At 38.6% G+C, this 20574-nt stretch carries 13 protein-coding genes; 8 read left to right on the top strand and 5 right to left on the bottom strand.

The window, feature by feature from the left end; genetic code table 11:
• Positions 1 to 41 precede the first annotated feature (41 nt).
• A complete protein-coding gene (locus tag AC625_RS28010; RefSeq protein WP_049683290.1) occupies positions 42 to 3026 on the bottom strand; it encodes a DEAD/DEAH box helicase in 2985 nt (994 codons plus the stop codon).
• On the bottom strand, positions 3019 to 4629 hold the full coding sequence (locus AC625_RS22385) for a hypothetical protein (RefSeq protein WP_049683289.1): 1611 nt from the start codon (positions 4627 to 4629) through the stop codon (positions 3019 to 3021). The genes AC625_RS28010 and AC625_RS22385 overlap by 8 nt, the downstream gene beginning before the upstream one ends.
• A gap of 152 nt (positions 4630 to 4781) precedes the next feature.
• On the opposite strand from AC625_RS22385, the gene AC625_RS22380 reads away from it, so the two are divergent.
• Complete coding sequence (locus tag AC625_RS22380) at positions 4782 to 5309, top strand: REP-associated tyrosine transposase (RefSeq protein ID WP_245645068.1); 528 nt, start codon at positions 4782 to 4784, stop codon at positions 5307 to 5309.
• A 187-nt stretch (positions 5310 to 5496) separates the two neighbouring features.
• Here the strand turns inward: AC625_RS22380 and AC625_RS22375 are convergent, their stop codons facing one another.
• Positions 5497 to 6378 (bottom strand): helix-turn-helix domain-containing protein, encoded by an 882-nt coding sequence (locus tag AC625_RS22375; protein ID WP_049683288.1) that lies wholly within the window; start codon positions 6376 to 6378, stop codon positions 5497 to 5499.
• 198 nt (positions 6379 to 6576) lie between these two features.
• On the opposite strand from AC625_RS22375, the gene AC625_RS28275 reads away from it, so the two are divergent.
• The 7 genes from AC625_RS28275 to AC625_RS22345 all read left to right on the top strand — a co-directional run bounded on the left by AC625_RS28275 (position 6577) and on the right by AC625_RS22345 (position 17431).
• The gene (locus tag AC625_RS28275; protein WP_281177262.1) at positions 6577 to 6702 is read left to right on the top strand and encodes a hypothetical protein; all 126 of its coding nucleotides are present in this window, start codon (positions 6577 to 6579) and stop codon (positions 6700 to 6702) included.
• Between the two features lie 955 nt (positions 6703 to 7657).
• Entirely contained in the window at positions 7658 to 9667 is a 2010-nt protein-coding gene (locus tag AC625_RS22370) for a penicillin-binding transpeptidase domain-containing protein (RefSeq protein WP_049683287.1), read from the top strand.
• A 336-nt stretch (positions 9668 to 10003) separates the two neighbouring features.
• Positions 10004 to 11263 (top strand): C40 family peptidase, encoded by a 1260-nt coding sequence (locus tag AC625_RS22365; RefSeq protein ID WP_049683286.1) that lies wholly within the window; start codon positions 10004 to 10006, stop codon positions 11261 to 11263.
• Between the two features lie 351 nt (positions 11264 to 11614).
• Positions 11615 to 13162 (top strand): bifunctional metallophosphatase/5'-nucleotidase, encoded by a 1548-nt coding sequence (locus AC625_RS22360; RefSeq protein ID WP_053178174.1) that lies wholly within the window; start codon positions 11615 to 11617, stop codon positions 13160 to 13162.
• Between the two features lie 113 nt (positions 13163 to 13275).
• Positions 13276 to 13926 carry an S-layer homology domain-containing protein gene (locus AC625_RS22355; protein ID WP_049683285.1) on the top strand — a complete coding sequence of 217 codons (651 nt, stop codon included), beginning with the start codon at positions 13276 to 13278 and terminating at the stop codon, positions 13924 to 13926.
• 242 nt (positions 13927 to 14168) lie between these two features.
• Positions 14169 to 14528 carry a four helix bundle protein gene (locus tag AC625_RS22350; protein WP_049683284.1) on the top strand — a complete coding sequence of 120 codons (360 nt, stop codon included), beginning with the start codon at positions 14169 to 14171 and terminating at the stop codon, positions 14526 to 14528.
• A gap of 1031 nt (positions 14529 to 15559) precedes the next feature.
• Positions 15560 to 17431, top strand: a complete 1872-nt coding sequence (locus AC625_RS22345; protein ID WP_053178172.1) for an FAD-dependent oxidoreductase — start codon at positions 15560 to 15562, stop codon at positions 17429 to 17431.
• Positions 17432 to 17631: 200 nt separating this feature from the next.
• Here the strand turns inward: AC625_RS22345 and csaB are convergent, their stop codons facing one another.
• Together csaB and AC625_RS22335 are read right to left on the bottom strand one after the other, a co-directional pair.
• The gene (csaB, locus tag AC625_RS22340) at positions 17632 to 18705 is read right to left on the bottom strand and encodes a polysaccharide pyruvyl transferase CsaB (RefSeq protein WP_049683283.1); all 1074 of its coding nucleotides are present in this window, start codon (positions 18703 to 18705) and stop codon (positions 17632 to 17634) included.
• Positions 18705 to 20573: a DUF5693 family protein gene (locus AC625_RS22335; protein ID WP_156187619.1), complete on the bottom strand. Its 1869-nt coding sequence runs from the start codon at positions 20571 to 20573 to the stop codon at positions 18705 to 18707. The genes csaB and AC625_RS22335 overlap by 1 nt, the downstream gene beginning before the upstream one ends.
• Position 20574 lies beyond the last annotated feature (1 nt).

Genomic DNA, 20574 nt, shown 5'->3' with positions numbered 1-20574 from the left:
TTTGGTTACTTGTAGCAGAGTTTGCGAAAAGTGCCTTTGTATTAATGTAACGACACAAGATCCCGAATTTCGTCGGTTGATAATTCGGTAATCCAATTGTCACTGTTAATGATTTCGTCGTTCAAAGCTTGTTTTTTATCAATCATCGAGTCAATTTTTTCTTCAAGAGTTCCAGTGCAAATGAGCTTATGCACATGGACAAAACGTTTTTGACCAATCCGGTAAGCTCGATCGGTTGCCTGATTCTCGACGGCAGGATTCCACCAGCGGTCATAGTGAATAACATGATTGGCTGTGGTTAAGTTCAATCCAGTTCCGCCTGCTTTTAGCGATAGGATGAATATCGGAAATTCACCTGCCTGGAATCTAGAAATCATCGTATCTCGCTGCGCTTTACTGGCACTGCCGTTTAGAAAAGGTACTTCGATGTTATATCGCTTCTCTAGCAATTCTTTCATCATATTTCCCATCCCAATATATTGTGTAAAAATAAGACAGCTTTCTTGGTTTTCCTGAACAGCATCAATCAGCTCGGTTAGCTTTTCTAGTTTACCTGATCGTTTGCTTTTTGCCATAATATCTGATGTGGCATCTTCTTTTAAGTATAAAGCAGGGTGGTTGCACAATTGCTTCAATTTGTTTAGCATCTTCAGAATGATTCCCTTTTTCTCAAACGCTGACAGCTTCTCAATGTCTGTAAAGGTATCTTTAATGAGTTGTTCATAGAGTGAAGCCTGTTCCGTTGTTAAAGGAACATATTCCTTTTGCTCCTGTTTATCAGGAAGATTAAGGGCGACATCTTTATCCTTTTTCGTTCTTCTTAACAGAAATGGTGTAATCAGGCGTTGCAGCTCTTTAATTTTATCCTTTTGATCTTCACGTTCAATCGTAGCTACATATTTATCCGAGAATTGCTTAAGCGATCCAAGATAGCCTTTGTTGATAAAATCAAAAATTGCCCATAATTCGCTTAATCGGTTTTCCATTGGTGTACCGGTAAGAGCGACATGGTGGCGGCCTTTAAACTTCCGAACAGAACGAGATTGCTTTGTTTGGGAATTTTTAATATTTTGCGCTTCATCAAGAATAATCGTATTCCAATAAACGGATGAGAGAGCATCAAAATCATGATGAGTAATACCGTATGAAGTCAACACAATATCATATTTTGCGATTGTCTGAACAAAGGCTTCACCTTTCACACGAGTTGTACCGTAATGCAGATGAACTTTTAAATTTGGTGAGAATCGTTCCAGTTCCCGCTGCCAATTTCCAAGGACAGATGTTGGACATATAATAAGGGAGGCTTGAACAGGGATCGCTTCTTTTTGAATATCCTGAACGTCTTCGGTTGTGCTTCCCTCAACATCATCTTCATTTTCTTGGGTTTCCACAATAGCTTGAGGAGCGACAGCCACAGCTTGTTCTTCCACTTCAATTGAAGAGGTACTCTCCGTGTGTTGCAGTTCTTTTACGTGCTGTAAGTAGGTAATCATTTGAACAGTCTTTCCAAGACCCATATCATCTGCTAGGCAGGCGCCAAAGCCATGCTCCCGCAGAAATAGCAACCAGCTCATACCAAGTGATTGATAAGGTCTGAGCTCACCTTGGAAGGTCTTCGGAGCAGGCAGAATCGGAATGTTCTTCGTTTCACGTAAACGGCTGACCATTTTACGTAGCTCTTGATTTAATTCAAATTGGATTTGTAGCATTTGGTTCGTATCATCATCTTCCACTTCATCTTGTTCATTCATAAATTCCTGCTGCAGTAAATCGGTTAACTGTAAGCCTTTGTCGTTGGCGGTTTCCATAAGTTCTTGAATTTGTTTGATGAATTGCGGATCCAGCTTGACCCATTGTCCACGGATATAGACAAGGCGTCGTTTTTCATTTACGAGATTTTGGAATTCAGCTTCTGAAAGGTCTTCTCCATTCAAGGAAAATCTCCAGTCAAAGTCCATTAAGGCTTGCAATCCAACATACGAAGGACCGCGATTTGAAGAGCTTTTTACTCTCGCTCTAACTTTCAGGGAAGACTCTTTTAGGGCCATCCACCAAGAAGGAAGCAGGATTTCAGCTCCTAAAAACAACAGCTTTTCACTAGCGTCGGTTAGAAAATCCCAAGCTTCAGGCTCACTTAGTTCATCTTTGAAACCATTCGCTTCATTGCCAAGCCATGGAATGACGGAAACCCAGCGTTGAACGGTTCGTTTGATTTCACTGGCATATTTATTCCAGCCGCGTGGTAATCGTTTTGCAGGATAATCAATCACAATATTTTCTTCTTTTTTTGAACGTAAAAAGGTAGTCAAATTCCACGGACCTACTCCGTCTATAGGCTCCGTTAACTTCAACCCGATTACGAAAGGGTTAGCATTTTCTTCAATCCCTAACCAAGCACTCCAGCTTTCTTCATCAAAAAAGGTTTGCAATTCATCAGCTGTAAGTCGAGTGTCTTTTAAAGCAGTAAGTGCCTCATCCCATTTATTTTTTAGGCTTGAATAGCCGGAAAGATAGGCGTTCGCTGCATCGTTATACCATGCCTCAATAAACGCCTGTTTGGTTTCTTCATTTTCAGCGTGAATATCTGTGTAGACCTTTTCTTCCCAAAAAGCAGGTACGAATTCCTCCAGCACTTCCTCTGGCAATGTCCAACCGACCTGTTCATTTTGCAGGCTAGTAAAGTCTGGAACGGGCACACCCTTTTCAATTGCTTCATGAAGGACAGGTGCGGCAGAGAGACATAGAGAAGAGAGTTCTGACCATTCCCAGTCAATAAATGAGTTAAATCCTTCTTTAGCAAATAAATTCAAGAGGACCCAGGCATTGACGATAAATACGGGAATGGTATCGATCGCATCTACCGTCAGTCTAGTGCCGTAGAAGCTTGCTTCATCCCAAGAGAATAACAGCCTACGAACAGATTCAGGGTTTACATATGTATTTTCAGGGGTGACGACGGCAATGGAGTATTTCCCGCTTCCAATTGCCGCAATTTTTACTTTTAATGTTTTTCGGTTATCCATCGATTAGCTTACTCCTTTGCAGTTCTTCTTGAAAAGCCCGCAATCGTTTTGTGGAAAGAGAGATATAGTCCAAGTAATCCTGGAACACATTCTCCTGTTTCATCTTTTTATAGATTGTTCGCATCTTTTTCAAATATCGTACGGCTTGCTTGTAGGCAGACCGGTTTTTTAAAGAAACGGTTTGTTGTACAGCATGGTGGTAGAGTGGCAGGATAATCTTAGGGTCGCTAGCCACAACTGTTTTTATCATGTCTTGGCCGATTGCATCAAGTGTTACGCCAGAATAAATGATTAAATCCGTCCATTTTTTATAATTTTGTTGCTCAAAAAGAAACATGGAGTATTCCCAATAACTATATGGAAGCGCCTCTCGGTAAAATTTTTCAAGTAAATCAAATCGTTTTAAGTGCGTACAAGAAGCGTAGATCGGTTTCGCTAAAATACGGACATGGTCATTACAAGCATAATAATCCTTAATATCAGTTAAATAATCATTCAGATTTCGGATAATAAATTCAATATAAGGCAGATTACGTTGATGTGTGTCCTGGTCCGCAAATTGTTTCATCCAATAATATAGATAAGGACAATCATTGGATGTGAGATTTTGCAGCAATGGAATCGCCTTGTCGTCTTGGTTATCCAGTACATAGAGGTGAATAGCAGCAATGGAGTGAGTAGAGCGTTCTATTTCACTCAATATTGACGCCGAAAGCTTCTGTTCGATTCGTTCCGACTCTTCTTTTCGAGGTGCTTTTTTCGAGAATAAATGGGTCCATAGTTCACGATATAAATCAACCTTTTCATATTCCAAGCCTTCATTGCCTTGTAATAGATCAATTGTATCTTCCGATAGACCGCTTATAAAGGAATCAAAGGCGAATGGACGTGATCGGTTTGCTAAGCGGTAAATCATCGAATGCAAAGAATCGAATAAATCATCAACTAGCTGGTAAAAGGCCCGAATGGTATAGGGTTGTTTACGATGTTCGTCTATCAGCTTGAATGTGTTCAGTAAAGTGAGCAAGGACGTGGTGAACTGGTAAAGCAATTTCCAATTCGAATCCCTAGGAGCTTTGGACACAAGCGTCGATAAGTAGTGCTGAATATGCCTTTCCATGACAAAAGAGTTCTCTGTGAATTGATCTTCGATTAATTCTGTGAAAGACTCGCTCGTGAAATTCTTCCAGCTATCATAGCTTTGTTCGAACGGTTCTGATTCTGTCAGTAGAGTACTGGCAGGCTTAACTGGAAGCTTTGTATGGTCTTTCGTATTCTTGTCACTTTGATTCCAATTAAGGACCCAATCCGCTGGACTAGATATGTTTGCGTACAAGTGAAAAAACACCGCAATCTTGTGCTTACAGATTGATTGATGATCACATGTGCATTCCGATGCAACCCAAAATAGCATATCAAATTCAACCTCTTTTGGTGTTACATCCTGAACAACAGCATAAATCGAACTCTCTTCCCGCGAAGTCACCTTTACTAACCCCTGACGATTCAGCGAAAGCCCCTCACGAACCATCAACTGATCCTCATCCACCGAAGGACGAAGCAACCTAGCAAGCTCCTCCGCCAAAAACAACAAATCCTCCATACAGCACCTCCAAGGGGTCAGACCCCATTTCCCAAAAAAATAATTGAATTAAAAACGTTGATATCATAGTATTAAATCAAGGGAAGTTAGGGGTCAGACCCCATTTCCCAAATTTGAAAGGATTGATCATTAATATGCCAAGGAAGAACAGGGTGTGGTTTCCTGGTGCGATGTATCATATTACGTGTCGAGGAAATCGCCGTGCTGACATTTTTTATGATGATTATGATTGCTTGAGTTATCTGCATTATTTAGAAGAGACAAGAATGAAATATTTTTTTCATTTGCATGCGTATTGTTTAATGACTAACCATCTCCATTTATTGTTGGAAACAAAAGATGATCCTACTGGCATTATTATGAGAAAGTTAAATTCGCGCTATGCCATTTCTTTCAATAAACGTCATAACCTTGACGGCCACGTATTTCAAGGACGTTATCATGCCGTGATGATTGAGTCCCCTGAACACTTTACAAGCACCAGTCGCTATATTCATCTGAACCCCGTTAAAGCCAATATCGTCCAAAAACCAGAACAATATAAGTGGAGCAGCTATTCTGCATACGCCAAAGGTACCCCCAACCGACACATTACCACAAGTGAAATCCTTCGTTACTTCCAAACCCCAGCCAACTATACCAACTACGTGCAAGGGTCAGACCCTATTTCCCAGAATTAGTCTACATCAATAACCTTAGTTGTGATAAGGGTTTGTTCATCTACATAAGGGGTCAGACCCCATTTCCCGAGTTTATCTTATCATTATACTTCATTTTGGGCTGAATTTTTAGAGGGGAGTTTTTAGTTTCGATGTATTTGAATCATATGAAAACCAGACCGCTTAGTTTTCGGTCTGGTGGAAGATATTAGAGGGCTTTCCAGTTATCTAATTTCTGTGAGATAAAAGAGATGAAGCGTGTGTCATGCTGGAGGTCGAAGATTAATTTTGCTTTTTCCATATACTGTTCAGCCAGAATAAGGTCACCTAAGAGCTCGTAATTATAACCTGTATGGTAGTGTAGCTCCCCTAATAAATAAAGATTACTTTTCTGAAGGCACCACTGAATACCTTCGAGGCAGAAATTATTTGACTTCTCATAATCCTGTAACCGAGTTAAAGTTCGAGCAATATTATAGTATATCCGTATTTTCACCGTATTATCAACTAGATAAGGAATGGTGTTAATGAATTGATAAGCATCCTTATAAGTAGAAAGTGCTTGTTTGAATTGCTTTTCTTCGAATAAAACAACACCGATGCTCAACAAGATTTCAATTTCCCGCTCTGAATGAACTTTATTCGAAGTTTGGGTCAACAGGATCGCATCTTTTAAAATGTTGATAGATTTGACAGAATCGCGATATAACTCGTAATGATAGATTCCCTTATGCCACAACAGCAGTTGATAATTGCGTTTATGTTGTTTGAATAACGGATTGTTCTCCTCCGCCACCACGATGTCCCTGATCTCTCGGTAATTCATCGTCCTTCTTGCGTTTCTTAATTGATACGTTACCTCCTTAACATAATCGAGGCGAGGCGTCATCGCCATATCGAAAAAATAATTTACATCAACACCAAGTTTTTGGGAAATTAAGTATAGCGTCGAAGCATAGGGGAAAACGTCCCCTTTTTCAAGTTTACTGATCTGTGCCTGTGTACAAATTCCATTAGCAAGCTCTTCCTGTGAAAGTTTCATACGCTTTCTAAGTTCTTTAATTTTATGTCCGATTTCAAAAAAATCCATGCTAACCCCCTATGTAAGTATTCCTAGAGTTATATTTTCATACAAATACGGAAGAAATCATGATGGTTTTACATGGTTTCTCTAAATTAAAGCGGCGATAAGGCTAAATCTCGATTTTTATGTCTGTGGTTAAATATAAATATAAAATTTATTTCTATTAAAATCCAATAATAATTAAGAAAAAGGGAGGAAGTACCTATGAAAAAGAAGATAGTTGGGTTAGTGTTTGCATTATTCGTAGTAGCAGGCTTAAGCTTTATTGGTTTTTCAACTGAAACTGCAGGAGGACCAATAGGAACTCAAGAATTACCATCTGAATATTAATAATAAATGATATATAGAACGCAATAAATAATCTGGTCTTTTTACTCTCTTGTCTTGGATTTCCTTCGATAATTTACGTTTGAATGCCGATAGATAAGATTCACACTAAAACCTTTATTGCGTTTTATATAGATGAAAAGTTTGCTGTCTCATTTCTGATGGAGAGTGTTATTTTAGCATGCTTATTTTGATAATAGGTCATTTTTCAAAGAAAATATTCTTATGGTTATATTTATATACGAAAATAGGCTATAAAACTATCTTAATCGGTAAAAGACGCCCTAAATGGCAAAATGCGTCCGAAAATACCGTTTTATCTCTAATGTGAAAAATGTTTAAATGAACTTGAGTGTTCGTTATGTAGCAAAACAAGTTTGCTTTGCATCAATAATGAACAATTGTTCAGATTTTGAATATAATTTGGACATTGTAATAGTACGATTCCTGAATTTCTGGAAACCCTCAGTTTCTAGTACCTAAGCGTGAAGCGTCTTTCGGAAAAAGGACATTTCAGTTGCCTGCCAACGGTTGCCCGTTTGCAGGATTTTTTTATGTAAATCCTCATGTAGAATTTGCAAATAGAGAGATCTTTGGAATGAATCTGGTCATTGAAGACGGGAAAGAAGAATTAAATTTACCCCGCATTAACGGGCAGTAAAACCCCCACTGATTGAAGTTTCGCTTTATGTCCTATACTCCATCTGAGTTTTTCGTCTTTTACGTGTCATTGACCGGTGTAATAACCTCACTAATTCTCGGTGCTTTTTTCTTCGGAGATGGATTAGGGTACATAAAAGCCGGAAAAATAAAATTTTTTAACAAAACGAAGTAGCTCTTCAATATGAAAGGACGGCCTGCTTATACGTCAGCCATATCCTTCTAGCAGTCTCAGAGAAAATATTTTATAATGAAGATAGAGGTAATTTAGGCACATGATAAAATCAAGGAGGAAAGAATGAAAAGAGTTCTTTTTATTTCCATTTTATTTTTAATTCTAGCAGGATGTTCTGAAAAAGGTCCCGTGCCAGAAGATCGATTTGCTGCATACGTGAAGCTTTGGAATGAACAAAAATATGACGAAATGTATAAGTATTTATCCGTGGAAGCGAAGAAGACCATAGATGTAAAGGGTTTCACAGAGCGATACGAAAAAATCTATGGAGATATTGAAGCAGCCAATTTGACCGTTACGTATAAAAAACCGAAAGAATCCATCGATGATAAAGAGTTGAAAAAGACCGAACTACCTTTTTCCGTCAGTATGGATACAATGGCTGGTCCAGTAGATTTTGACCATAAAGCAACATTTGTCAAAGAAGGGAAAGACGATAAAGAGAATTGGTATATGAATTGGGATTCTACTTATATCTTTCCTGATCTAGAAGAAGGGGGGAAAGTGTCCATCGCAACTTATCCTGCCATCCGTGGGGAAATTGTCGATCGCAATGAACAATATTTGGCGATGAATGGTTCGGTTGTGGAGGTGGGCATCGTTCCAGAAGAAATGACGGATCAATTGGCAATCATCACACAAACTTCCCAACTTCTAAATATGTCGAAAGAAGAAGTAGAAAAAAAGCTGAATCAATCCTGGGTAAAACCGAACTACTTTGTTCCGCTTAAAAAAGTGTCGATTGAAGATACAGCGTTAACAGAGGCGCTCGCAGACATTCCATCGATTCATTTGAATGAAGTGGCTGACCGCGTGTATCCGTACAAAGAAGTAACCGCCCATCTTATTGGCTATATCGGCGAAATCACCGCTGAAGAGCTTAAAACATGGGGAAAGAAAGGCTACAGGGCAAACGATGTAATCGGAAAAAGAGGGCTTGAACAAATCCTTGAGGAACGATTAAAAGGAAAATCTGGAGCAAAAATTTCCGTCAAAACGGATAGAGGCCAGGAAAAGATTATTGCTGAAAAGAAAGCTGAAGAAGGCGAAACCATCGTCCTAACGATCGATGCTGAGCTACAACGGCAAATTTTCGCCCAATATAAAGGGGAAGTAGGCTCTGCAGCAGCTTTGAACCCGGTAACAGGAGAAACGCTCGCGCTTGTAAGCAGCCCATCATTTGATCCGAACCAATACGTGCTCGGAATGACAACAGCCGTGCGGCAGGCGTGGGAAAGTGATCCGAATAAGCCGCTCTTTAATCGCTTTAGTTCAACCTATGCTCCAGGCTCAACGATTAAAGCACTCACAGCTTCGATTGCCATGAAAAACGGTGTCGATCCAAATGAAGCGATTGAAATTAAGGGAAAGACATGGAAGAAATCAAATTGGAAAGATCACAGTATAACAAGGGTATCCACACCAGGTATACCAATCAATATGACCGCCGCATTAGTATATTCTGACAACATATACTTTGCCCAAAAAGCACTGCAACTTGGAACAGATAAATTTTCAAAAGGGCTGAAGGATTTCGGCTTTGAAGAAACCATCCCGTTTGAATATGCCATCAAATCGTCGCAAATAGGAAAAATCGACTCAGAAGGCAGACTTGCTGACAGTGGGTATGGTCAAGGACAGGTACTGATGAGTCCTTTGCATGTAGCACTATCTTATACGACGTTTGTGAACGAAGGAAACATGATTGCACCAAAGCTGTTTCTCGATGGTAAGGACAAGCCGGTTATATGGAAAGAAAATGTCATCACCAAAGATCAAGCTATGCAAATAACGAAAATGCTTACTCAAGTTGTCGAAAACCGCGCTGGATCTGCCCATTCGCTAAGTGAAACAGGTATTCCACTCGCTGGGAAAACAGGAACAGCCGAAATCAAGTTAAGCAAAGAATCGACAGGTACAGAAAATGGCTGGTTCGTAGGCTTCAACACAGATAACCCGAGGCTTCTTATGACTTGGATGGTGGAAAACGTCAAAGGTAGAGGCGGCAGCCATCTTGTGGTGGATAAGGTGAAGCCGATTTGGGTGAACTATCTAAATGAGGTTCATGAATGAACGAGTGAGATTCGACAGATAAATATCTATTAAGTGAAGGAACCTAAATTCGATTTAATCATAGAGTTTAGGTTCCTTTTTTATGTGAAAAATCAACAGAGTAATAGAGATAGGTAGAAATGCTACTGTAATCTAGGTACATGGCTTTAAATTGAAATTCTATTAAATAGTGAAAAAGAGCATAATCAGTCATAAAAGATTAGCAAAATATGTAGTTTCAAACGTATTTTCTACAATATAAATCAATATTTACCGTTTGTAACATAAATGTAATAATTTTTCTGACATAAAATTTGCTAAAATTAAGATTAATTACATATTAAAGGATGGGGAATGATGAAGAAAACCCTTTACACGATTTCGACAGTCGCAGTATTATCCTCAATAATCGCACCATCTGCTTTTGCTGATTCATACACGGTAAAAAAAGGAGATAGTCTACATAAAATTGCCCAAGCTAATAAGACGACTGTAGCAAAAATAAAAGAACTAAATAAGCTAGAATCCGATGCTATTTATGTAAACCAGGTCTTGTTAATGGATCATACATCTACCCCAACAGAGGTAAAGACTGCATCACAAATAACGTTTAATAAAATGAATACAACCGTACATACTGTAGTTTCTGGTGATAATTTAACAAAAATTGCAAATAAATATGGAATTACGCTCGGTGAATTGAAAAACTTAAATAGTCTTACTTCTACCGTTATCTATCCAGGAGATAAGCTGATCGTCTCAGAAACACAAGGGACGACTGTAGTTGAATTACCAAAAACTGAGACGAGCCAACCTTCAAAAGACCAATCGCATACAGTGAAGACCGGAGATAGTCTTTGGAAAATTGCAAGCAATAATAATACGACAGTCGTAAACTTAAAAAGCATTAATAAACTTAGCTCAGACCAAATCTATCTTGGACAAGTCCTTCAGCTTGAAAAGTCTACCGAAACGAACAGTGTTACTACACCGAGTGTAGAGGCCACCGAACAAAGCGTTGTTAAACCAACTCAGCCTCAAAACGGCAGTGAAACATACACGGTAACAGCTGGTGACACTTTATCTAAAATAGCTTCAAAGTACAGCATGACGATTAATCAGTTGAAAGCGATTAATAATTTAACCACTGATACGATTTATCTAGGACAATCTTTAGTTATTGATAGTAGTTTAATATCTTCTGAAGCTTCTACTACAGTCAAGCCTGATAATGTTGTTAACAATACACAATCTTCATCGGAATTAATTAAGATAGCAAAAGAGCTAACCGGTTCCCCTTACTCATGGGCTGGCTCATCACCTAGTGGTTTTGACTGCAGCGGTTTCATCTATTATGTATTAAAAAAAGCTGGCTATCAGGTTTCCCGTGTTTCATCTTCTACTTATTTTGATATGGGTAAGAATGTAAAGGCACCACAGCCAGGAGACTTAATATTCTTTGATACAACAACAAATAGTAAAGCAATTGTTTCACATATGGGAATCTATTTAGGAAATAATGAATTTATTCATGCCAGTTCAAGTCAAGGTGTAACAGTAACATCTATTAATAATTCATACTTTAAAAATAGAATTATGGGGTATAAGAGTTTGTAATAAAACGAACGTAAAGTAATCGACCAGGGCTTAAACTTTAAGATTTTGGCTCATTCATGCGAAACCACGGTTTCACATGAATGAGCCAAAAATTTTTTATAACCGTATTATTTAACATAGCTGATAAATATTGGAGTAATCTAACGGTTACGAAATCAAGTCGCATCAAAGGGAATCTTACACGCATTTACATAAAATTAATATTTTACAAGCATAATGATGATATATTTAAATGGGGAATTAAGTGCAAGATGGAATAACTGATGGCACGCCGTATGCGCTAAAAGGCGCCCGTACGGTGTAGGCCCAGTGTGAGCTGGGAATAGCAATGCAACTTTTCAATTATCTTTAATGCACACGAATGACACTCACGCTCATTTAGACAATGTGGCCAAACGTGTCACAGCAGTGAAAGAGGTTCGAGCTGAAAAACCACAAGCACTGCTGATTGATGCAGGGGATGTATTCTCAGGAACATTGTACTTCAATGAGTTTAAAGGGCAAGCGGATCTCACGTTTATGAATTTAATGAAATATGATGTAATGACATTTGGTAACCATGAGTTTGATTTAGGCTCAAGTAAAGAAGGCCATAAAGCATTGGCAGACTTTATTAAAGGTGCCAAGTTCCCATTTGTCAGTTCTAATGTGGACTTTTCAAAAGATGAAAACTTTACAGGGTTATTCAGTGATTTAATTTCAAGTAAGCCGGAGAACGGAAAGGTTTACAATGGCATCATTAAGGTAATTAATGGTGAAAAGGTTGGATTCTTCGGATTAACCACGGAAGAAACAAAGGATATTGCAAGCCCTGAGAAAGTGGAATTCAAAAACTATCTTGAAGAAGCTAGAAAGGCAGTTGCTGCTTTTTCCGGTCAAGGGGTTAATAAAATTGTAGCTGTCAGCCATATTGGTTTTGATGACAATCCTGCCTATGATAACGATTTGCTTCTGGCCGAAAAGGTTGAAGGAATTGACGTCATTATTGGCGGACACAGTCATACTCAACTTGATGCACCTGTTGTCATTACGAAGAATGATAAGGGAGCGGAGAAAGATCCGACGGTTATTGTGCAGGGCTATCAGTATGGTGACTTTTTAGGTACGCTAGATGTCAGTTTTGACAAAAATGGCAAGGTCATTGGACAAGCAGGTAAGTTAATTAAAGTGGCAGATAAACAGGATGATCCAGAAGCAGCTGAACTTTTAAAACCTTATTCTTCAAAAATAGAAGATGTGAAAAATACGCCATCTGGAGCAACGGCCGTAATGGAGCTGGCTAATCCACGTGATGGCGGAGATGATAAAAAGCCAAGTGCCAGAAAAAATGAGACCGAACTTGGTAATTTAATCACAGATGCTATGCTTGATAAAGCTAAGGAATTCAATAAAGATACCGTAATTGCTTTCCAAAATGGTGGTGGAATCCGAGCTGCAATCGATCAAGGGGAAATTACAATTGGTGATATCTTAACAGTGCTGCCTTTCGGTAATACACTTGCGACAATGAAGCTGACTGGTGCAGAAATCATTGAAGCCCTAGAGCATAGTGTGAGTCAGGCTCCGAAAGAAAACGGTGGTTTCCTTCATATGTCTGGGTTGAAATTCACGTTTGACAGTACGAAGGCTGCGAACAGTAGAGTGGTTAAAGTCGAAGTGAAAGGCGCAGATGGTACATATTCAGAGTTGAATAAGACTGCTGAGTATATTGTCGCGACAAACGCATTTACGGCTAAAGGCGGCGACGGTTTCACTGTATTTGCGAAAGCCTATGAAGAAGGAAGAGTAACGGATCTTGGATTGTCTGATTGGGAGAACTTGAGAGATTATGTAGCTAAGCTTAAAACGGTAAATCCGACTATAGAAGGTCGCGTACAGGATACTGCTGGAGCGAAGTAATGGATGTTACGCACCATAAACTTTTAGAGACAAGATAACAAGAACTAATCATGCAAGTCAAGAGAGGCTGTTAGGCCAACTTAAAACGCAGATTAATAATTGGGGGTATTATTTTGGGGAAGCATACGAAAAAAATAGTTAACACAGCTTTTGCTGCAACAATTGCAGCAGGGTCCATTGTATCTGTTCAGTCAGCACAGGCAAGTGATACGGGTACCGCGTCCTTTTCTGATGTAAAGCCGGGAAGTCTATACTATCAAGCAGTTTCAAGTTTATCTGAAAAGAAGATCATTAACGGGTTTCCAGATGGGAGCTTTAAACCTTTAGAGAAGTTAAATCGCGGACAAGCCGCAGTGATTTTAGCGAAGGTTTTAGGGCTGGATACAGCCGATGTAAGCAAACCTAGCTTCACGGATGTGAAAATAAGTTCGTATTACTATCATGCTGTAGCAGCACTCACAGAAGCTGGTGTGATTAGTGGTTATAAAGATGGAACATTTAAGCCCGACAAGCCAGTAACAAGAGCCGAAGTAGCTGCAATGATTGTTACCGGTTACAAGCTTCAAGAAGAAAAATTAGTCGACAATCCATTTAAGGATATTGATGCAGAAGCTTGGTATGCTTCTTACATCCCAGCTTTACTAAAAAATAACATTGCAGTGGGTACAACCTCAACCACTTTTTCTCCAAATGAAACAGTAAAACGAGGGGATATGGCTTTATTTATCCACCGTAGTGAAGAAACCACTCCTGAACAAAATTAAACGAAACGTTGCTTTATAAGCCAGATATCCTGGTGAAATAAGCGGAAAATTCATTTTCCAACTGTTATTTTGAATAAGAAGGTGAAAGACCTTCTAGTGCAAACAGACAACTTGCATTTGCCTAATCCTCCTGCATCCAAAGCGGCACTAACAGGCCAAAGGGGTGAAGTCAGGTGAAGACGTAGGGGAAGTAGTGGATAGTGTACAGTTGACAGTTTAAGAGTTGATAGTTTGGAGGGCTTATGAGTAGAAGTATTGTTGATGATAAGGCGTTTAAGTTTGCGATACGGATTGTAAGACTGAATCAATACTTAGTTACTGAAAAGAAGGGGTATGTTCTTTCTAAACAAGTTTTGAAGTCTGGTACAAGTATTGGGGCAAACATTCGGGAAGCATTGGAAGGTCAAAGTAAAAAAGACTTTATTGCCAAATTAAGCATTTCTCTAAAAGAAGTAGCGGAGACTCAATATTGGCTTGAATTGCTTATCGCAACAGATTACTTGGATGAAAAACTAGGCAAGTCATTACTAAAAGATGCCACCGAGCTAATAAAACTGCTCACATCCATCATCAAAACATCCGAACAAAATCCTGACTTCTAACTAACTGTCAACTATCCATTACAAAACCGCGGGGCTCCTTAAAAGGCAGCTATGGTTAGGCGACGAATCCATGTAGAAGCAGGGTGAGGTAGTGGCTGTTACGAATCAAGCTAGGAGTTGAGCAGTCATCCTTGAATCTGAAATGGTTCAATGGCGATCGGACGAATTGGTCTGTTAAACCGGTCGTTCTCACACCTGAGTAGTGGAAACCTAAGGCTGTCAAAAGAGCAGTTGAAAGTGGAGAGTTTATAGTTAATAGTGGGGGGCAAGTTCTTCGTACTGTTAACTGTCACTTGTACACTGTCAACTGTGTTGAGGGATAAGAATAACGGAACGTTTGAGGTCTTGCTGGAAGAGGCGGGTTAGCGCCATTGAAGTCAGCAAGGCGGCGGCGCATCCATAGTAGTGTTGATCATCTGCCGCTTGTAGCTCTATAGTAATATAGAGTGAGGATAAAACAGATGGGAGCGAAGGGATGCAGTCAGTAACAACTATCTAACGACTTAATTCCCCAGAATGATGTCGTATTAATCGATTGAAATGATTCAACACTAAATAAATGTATTTAAATAAGAGCTGATCCCGTATAACTAGTATGGGGATCAGCTCTCTTATCATTAAGCGAACTTGGATAAAGATATCTTATGAAATAAATGACAAAACAGTTGGAAGAAACACAAATATAAACTCGAACGAGTTGAAAATCAACTAAATCTCCCCCTTATATAAAGTGAAACCTCCATCAGTAGTTTTTTTCGTCCCCTCTATGATGGTTAGTTAAAGTGAGATATGAAAATCAACTCCAAAAAATTACAAAAATAATGATACTTTACTACTTTTTTTAAAACAATCCGATTCAAATGTATGTTTGGATCAAGTTTAATGAGGGAAACTTTCAAAGAAATCCAAAAAAATAGTGAATAAGATGGTTGCGATTTTGTACTTAAAGTATTAAGCTAAAACAATTGTCCTGGTTTTTTGTTACAAATATAGGATATGAATATATGGAAATCCAGTTTTAAGGAGAGTCTATGAAAAAAATAGTTAGATGTATAGTAGCTTTATTGTTTGTGATTGTGGCAGCGGTTGGTGGCAATAGATTATTCTCAATAATGAAAACGCCAGAAGTTAAAAAATATATCTCTACATATAAACAACCAGAACCGGTTAAAAACTTTGATGAAGAATATGATGTAATCGTCATTGGTGGTGAGCCGGAAGGGGTTGCTGCTGCCGTATCAGCTGCACGTAATGGTGCAAAGACGCTGCTCATCGAAGATCGCGAGGAATTAGGTGGCTTATTTACGTATGGAATGTTGAATTTTATTGATGTACCACAAGGAGAAGATGGTCAGCCGGTGAGCCAGGGAATCTATGAACAATGGAACCAATTTATTGGTCGCAAAAACGCCTTTGGGATTTTAGAGGCAAAAGTTGCTTTTAAAAAGTTAGTAGACGATGAACCGAACATTACCCTATCAGCAGAAACCAAAGTTGTGGAATCAATCTTGGATCATAATCGGGTAGCGGCTGTAAAGCTAAAAAACGAATATGGTGAATTTGAAGTAAAAGGACATTCGTTTATCGATGCCACTCAAGACGCTGATTTTGCGGCAATGTCGCATGTACCGTATTTTACTGGTGGAGAAGATATTGGCATCAAGGATAAAAAAATGGCTGTCACGTTAATGATACATTTGAAAAACGTCGATTGGAAGCAAATCAAAAAAACGGCAAAGTCCGAAAAGTTTGGCCCAGCCGAGGTAACCAATACAGTAGCATGGGGCTTTACCAATCTTCATTATGATTATAAGCCAGTAGAAGAGAATACAAGATTACGAGGTTTAAATCTAGTAAAAATCGATGATGATTATTATATAAATGCTTTGCAAATCTTTGGCGTCGATGGATTAGATCATCAGTCAAAACAGGACGCAATAAAAAAAGGCGAGATTGAGACTCGACACATCCTTACGTTTTTACAGAAGGAGTTTCCTGGTTTTGAAAAGGCTGAGATTGTAAACTATCCAACGGAGCTTTATGTAAGAGAAACAAGACATATCATGGCAGAATATCAGCTGCCAATGTCTGATGTTTGGACGAATAAAGATCATTGGGACGTCATTGGCTGGGGGGCTTATCCAGTAGATGTCCAGGCACAGTCCCCTCATGATTATGGATATGTCCTGTCGAAACCGGAACAATATGCGATCCCATTCCGTTCCTTAGTCCCACTAAAAATCGATGGATTACTCGTAGTAGGCCGCTCAGCAGGTTTCTCTTCACTTGCTGCAGGAAGTGCACGTATTGTCCCAACTGGAATGGCAGCGGGTGAAGCAGCAGGTGCAGCAGCATCACTTGCCTTAAAAGAACATATTTCTTTTCGAGAAATGAGTAAAAATAAAGCACTGATACGTACACTAAGAGACATATTAAATCAGCAAGGTGCTTACGTCGATCATCATAAGACGGATTATCCATACAAAGGGGAATGGTTTGATCCATCCATTCAAACGTTAATGAATTATGGATTAGCCGTTGCTGGTTATGAAAATGACTTAATGGTTGATGAATGGGTCACTCGGCATCGTTTTATGAATATGATCTACAATTCGATTCAACGTGTAAATCCTGAAATAATTAATAAACTTGGCAACAAGTTTTCTACTGTTTATTCTGAAGTCATTTATTCAAAGAATGGCCCGCTTAAAAGAGATGAAGCAGCAGCGATTTTAGCTAAGATATTTTTTGAAGATACAGGGGAAAACAACTGGGGAATGCTAAAAGAAAAGGGGATAATTGATAAAGAGCTAGCTAGCAAACTATCAAAAAACCGGAAGTTGAAAGTAAAAGAATTATTTGCGATTACTGATGCAGTCATTACTTATATTGAAAATGAATGAAACAAACAAAGCACTTACGCAAGTAAGTGCTTTGTTGTTGTCGAGCACACGATACGAACATATCATTGCCCAGTCTTTGCTAACCTTTTGTAATGTTGAACGTATTAAAAAGAGGATGCCCCATAACGAAAGGGTCAGACCACGCATCTACTATAGAGTGTGAGGCCTGACCCTTTTGGGACATTCTTTTTTTAACTTGTTTAAGAAAAAGCTTGAATGCTATTTTCTGCTGTTTGCAGTGCAGATGCTTGCAGTGGTTTTACACGCAGCTCGAGCTGCTCTTTTACATCTGCATACTGATTCAGAATTGTATGGATGTGTTGAGTCAGACTTTGATGATCCCAGTTTCTTTCTTCCACATGACCTGCAATAGGTTGGTCGCAAATATGAGCAAAGGCATCTATTTTTGGATCATAGGATAAAGCGATGAAGGGTACCAAGTTAATCGCTGAAAAGATAAGCGAATGTAATCTCATCCCAATCAGTAACTTTGATTTGCCGATGATTGAAATCTTTTCTTCAATCGTCGAATGAAAGGGTGCGATATAACTTTTTTCAGCCATTAAAGCGGCTACTTCTTTTGATGTTTGATCATCATGTTCACCGTGCATCGGTATAAAGACAATATCGTGACCATCCTGTACAAGCTGGTCTAATGACTTAGCGATTTCGTCTTTAAAGTGGATTGTAGAAGGCCAATCTCTGACAGAAACCGTAATGAAAGATTTCTTTAAGTCTTGGCTCTCTAACCAGCTATTTTGAAACGAAGCAAGGTTGATGCCCATAACTGGATCTGGGACAACGCGAACATCTTTAGATACTCCGATGTCCTTTAATAACTGTTTCGAGCTAGTATCACGAACTGTAATATGTTGAACTTTATTTAAGGTTGCTTTTACCAACCATTTGCTTATCGTTTTATTGATCGGTCCCATTCCTTGGGCATAGACAAACACTTGTTTTTTATAGTGTTGCGCAATTTTCATAATTCCACAATAATAAGGAATGGATTTCAGCCCTGTTTGATCTTGAAGTAAACTTCCTCCACCACTAATCAGCCCATCTGCTTCTTTGATCGCTTGCATGACATCTTTCATTTTCCATCTGTTAACAGCGTCTACTTGATAGGTCTGTTTCGTAGAGGCAGGATTATTTGAAAGCACCGTAATTTCGATATCAGGCTTCTTTTCTCGTAATGCTTGGACGATTGAGTAAAGAATCGCTTCGTCGCCGACATTATCAAAACCATAATACCCAGATAAAACCACTCGCATTATGGCCACCTCGCTTTAACCATTCTAGAAATATAACGATAGCCAAATTTAAAGACGATGATAAATAGATAACCAACAATAAAGCCTAATACAATACTATAGAACGTACGCAATGTTGAAATATACAACGGAATATGCAAATGTGTAAATGTATTCATGATCGATAAGAAACCGATGACTCCTGGTATGAGAATAAATTTCCCCCATTTTTTATTAAAGCTCATCACATAAAGCGCGAGCATATAAAATGGGAAGCCAATTAAAAATTCTTTCGTTCTCGGTCGAACATAAAAAGCTTCTTCTAGCTTTTGTCTAATCGTTAATTCTAACTCACTAACGGAACCAGAATTACCTGTGCGACCAATATAATAATAGCCAACAGCTGCTATAACTAGTATTAATGCAATATGCCAATACTTAACTTGAGATTTGAGAATCGTTAGGATTTGACCCCAGAAAGCATATACGGTAACAAACAAGATTGGTACAATGTAAACCAATTTTACACCTTTAAAAACTTCCATTTTGGTTAAAAATTCATTTCCATTTAATAAGCCAAGTACAATGATGATCCCGATGATGCTAATTGCGACTGCTTGTAAATAATGAATCGTTATTCCTTTAAACCCTGAACGTTCTCTTTTAAATAAGACAGCAAATATCGGTGTGATAACAGCGATAATTAAGGCGAATACTTGTAAAAATACCAATTTAGAAGTTAATAAATAAAACACGGCTACAAGCCCCATAAAGATAGCGGCTAATGCCCCGATCTTTTTATTCATGATCTCCATGGCAGCAAGTGCGGTAAAGATCACACCACTTAGAAGAACAACGGCTACTAGCCATTTTGAAACGGAAATATCATCAAATGGTTTTGCTTCGCCTGCGACAAACAAACTAGGCATTTCTTTCTTCACTTGGCTAATATATTTCGTAGCACTTTTCAAGCTCTCTTTAGAAGAACCGTTATCGAGATGCAAGAAGAGCGCTCTAATATTTCGTTCTTTGACAGCACGTGTAGCTCGATCTACTTTTTCATGAAATGTCTTCTTGTCTATATTGAGGCTATGGAGCCTAATAATACTATAATCTGTTTCTTTTGCTATAGTTTGCATACCTTTTTGATCAGAAAATTCAATCGCATAAAAACTTAATCCTGCGTCATTTAGTTGTTTCGCCCATTTTTTGATTTCTTGTGGTTTAGGTGAACCAATAACGTCTGATCCGGAAAATAACACGGACGTTAGATGCTCATCGTCTAATTTTAAAACTTCATCAATCATTTTCTTGTTTACATTAAAGGTTGAGTTCTTCAATCTTAAAACGAAATTCAAACCATAATCTTTAACCATCTGAATGGCTTCCTGATTATATCCAATAGGCGTAGATCTTATATCACCTTTCGGATCAGGGATGAAGTAAACAATCGTATTATTAATTTTGACTTTTTTGTTTTTGAGATTATTTAATATTTGCTTTTGATAATATGAATCTTCCGGAACGGTGATATAGACTCCTTTTTCTTTAATCAAAGGGAGTTGTTCATCATTAAATAAGGTAAGATCTTTAATATTTTGTTGACTGAGAATCGATATAACATGTTGATTTTCCAATTCAGATAGAGTATCGGGTTCAAAGCTTACCGTATCCAAACCGGCTTCTTTTAATGATGAGAGAGCTTGGGCTAGTGTGATCTTGTCTTTACCAAAGTCTTTCGTTAAATCCTGTATTTCATTGAATGGCAAGATCATTTCATATTGATTATTCTGCCATTCAACCTTCCATCTGTCAGATAAACCAGGCAGGGAAACAATGAGTAGCAAAATCATGATGCTCCATAGCCAACGGCGATTCTTTAAATTCAAA

Origin of the sequence: Peribacillus loiseleuriae (assembly GCF_001183985.1) — a bacterium.
Taxonomy (GTDB): domain Bacteria; phylum Bacillota; class Bacilli; order Bacillales; family DSM-1321; genus Peribacillus; species Peribacillus loiseleuriae.
This window is presented reverse-complemented; position numbering and strand designations above follow the sequence as displayed.

Bases quoted from the DNA above. Each gene is read 5' to 3' on its own strand.
- AC625_RS28010 (WP_049683290.1), bottom strand. From the start codon at position 3,026: ATGGATAACCGAAAAACATTAAAAGTAAAAATTGCGGCAATTGGAAGC.
- AC625_RS22385 (WP_049683289.1), bottom strand. From the start codon at position 4,629: ATGGAGGATTTGTTGTTTTTGGCGGAGGAGCTTGCTAGGTTGCTTCGT.
- AC625_RS22375 (WP_049683288.1), bottom strand. From the start codon at position 6,378: ATGGATTTTTTTGAAATCGGACATAAAATTAAAGAACTTAGAAAGCGT.
- AC625_RS28275 (WP_281177262.1), top strand. From the start codon at position 6,577: ATGAAAAAGAAGATAGTTGGGTTAGTGTTTGCATTATTCGTAGTAGCA.
- AC625_RS22370 (WP_049683287.1), top strand. From the start codon at position 7,658: ATGAAAAGAGTTCTTTTTATTTCCATTTTATTTTTAATTCTAGCAGGA.
- AC625_RS22365 (WP_049683286.1), top strand. From the start codon at position 10,004: ATGAAGAAAACCCTTTACACGATTTCGACAGTCGCAGTATTATCCTCA.
- AC625_RS22360 (WP_053178174.1), top strand. From the start codon at position 11,615: ATGCACACGAATGACACTCACGCTCATTTAGACAATGTGGCCAAACGT.
- AC625_RS22350 (WP_049683284.1), top strand. From the start codon at position 14,169: ATGAGTAGAAGTATTGTTGATGATAAGGCGTTTAAGTTTGCGATACGG.
- AC625_RS22345 (WP_053178172.1), top strand. From the start codon at position 15,560: ATGAAAAAAATAGTTAGATGTATAGTAGCTTTATTGTTTGTGATTGTG.
- csaB (WP_049683283.1), bottom strand. From the start codon at position 18,705: ATGCGAGTGGTTTTATCTGGGTATTATGGTTTTGATAATGTCGGCGAC.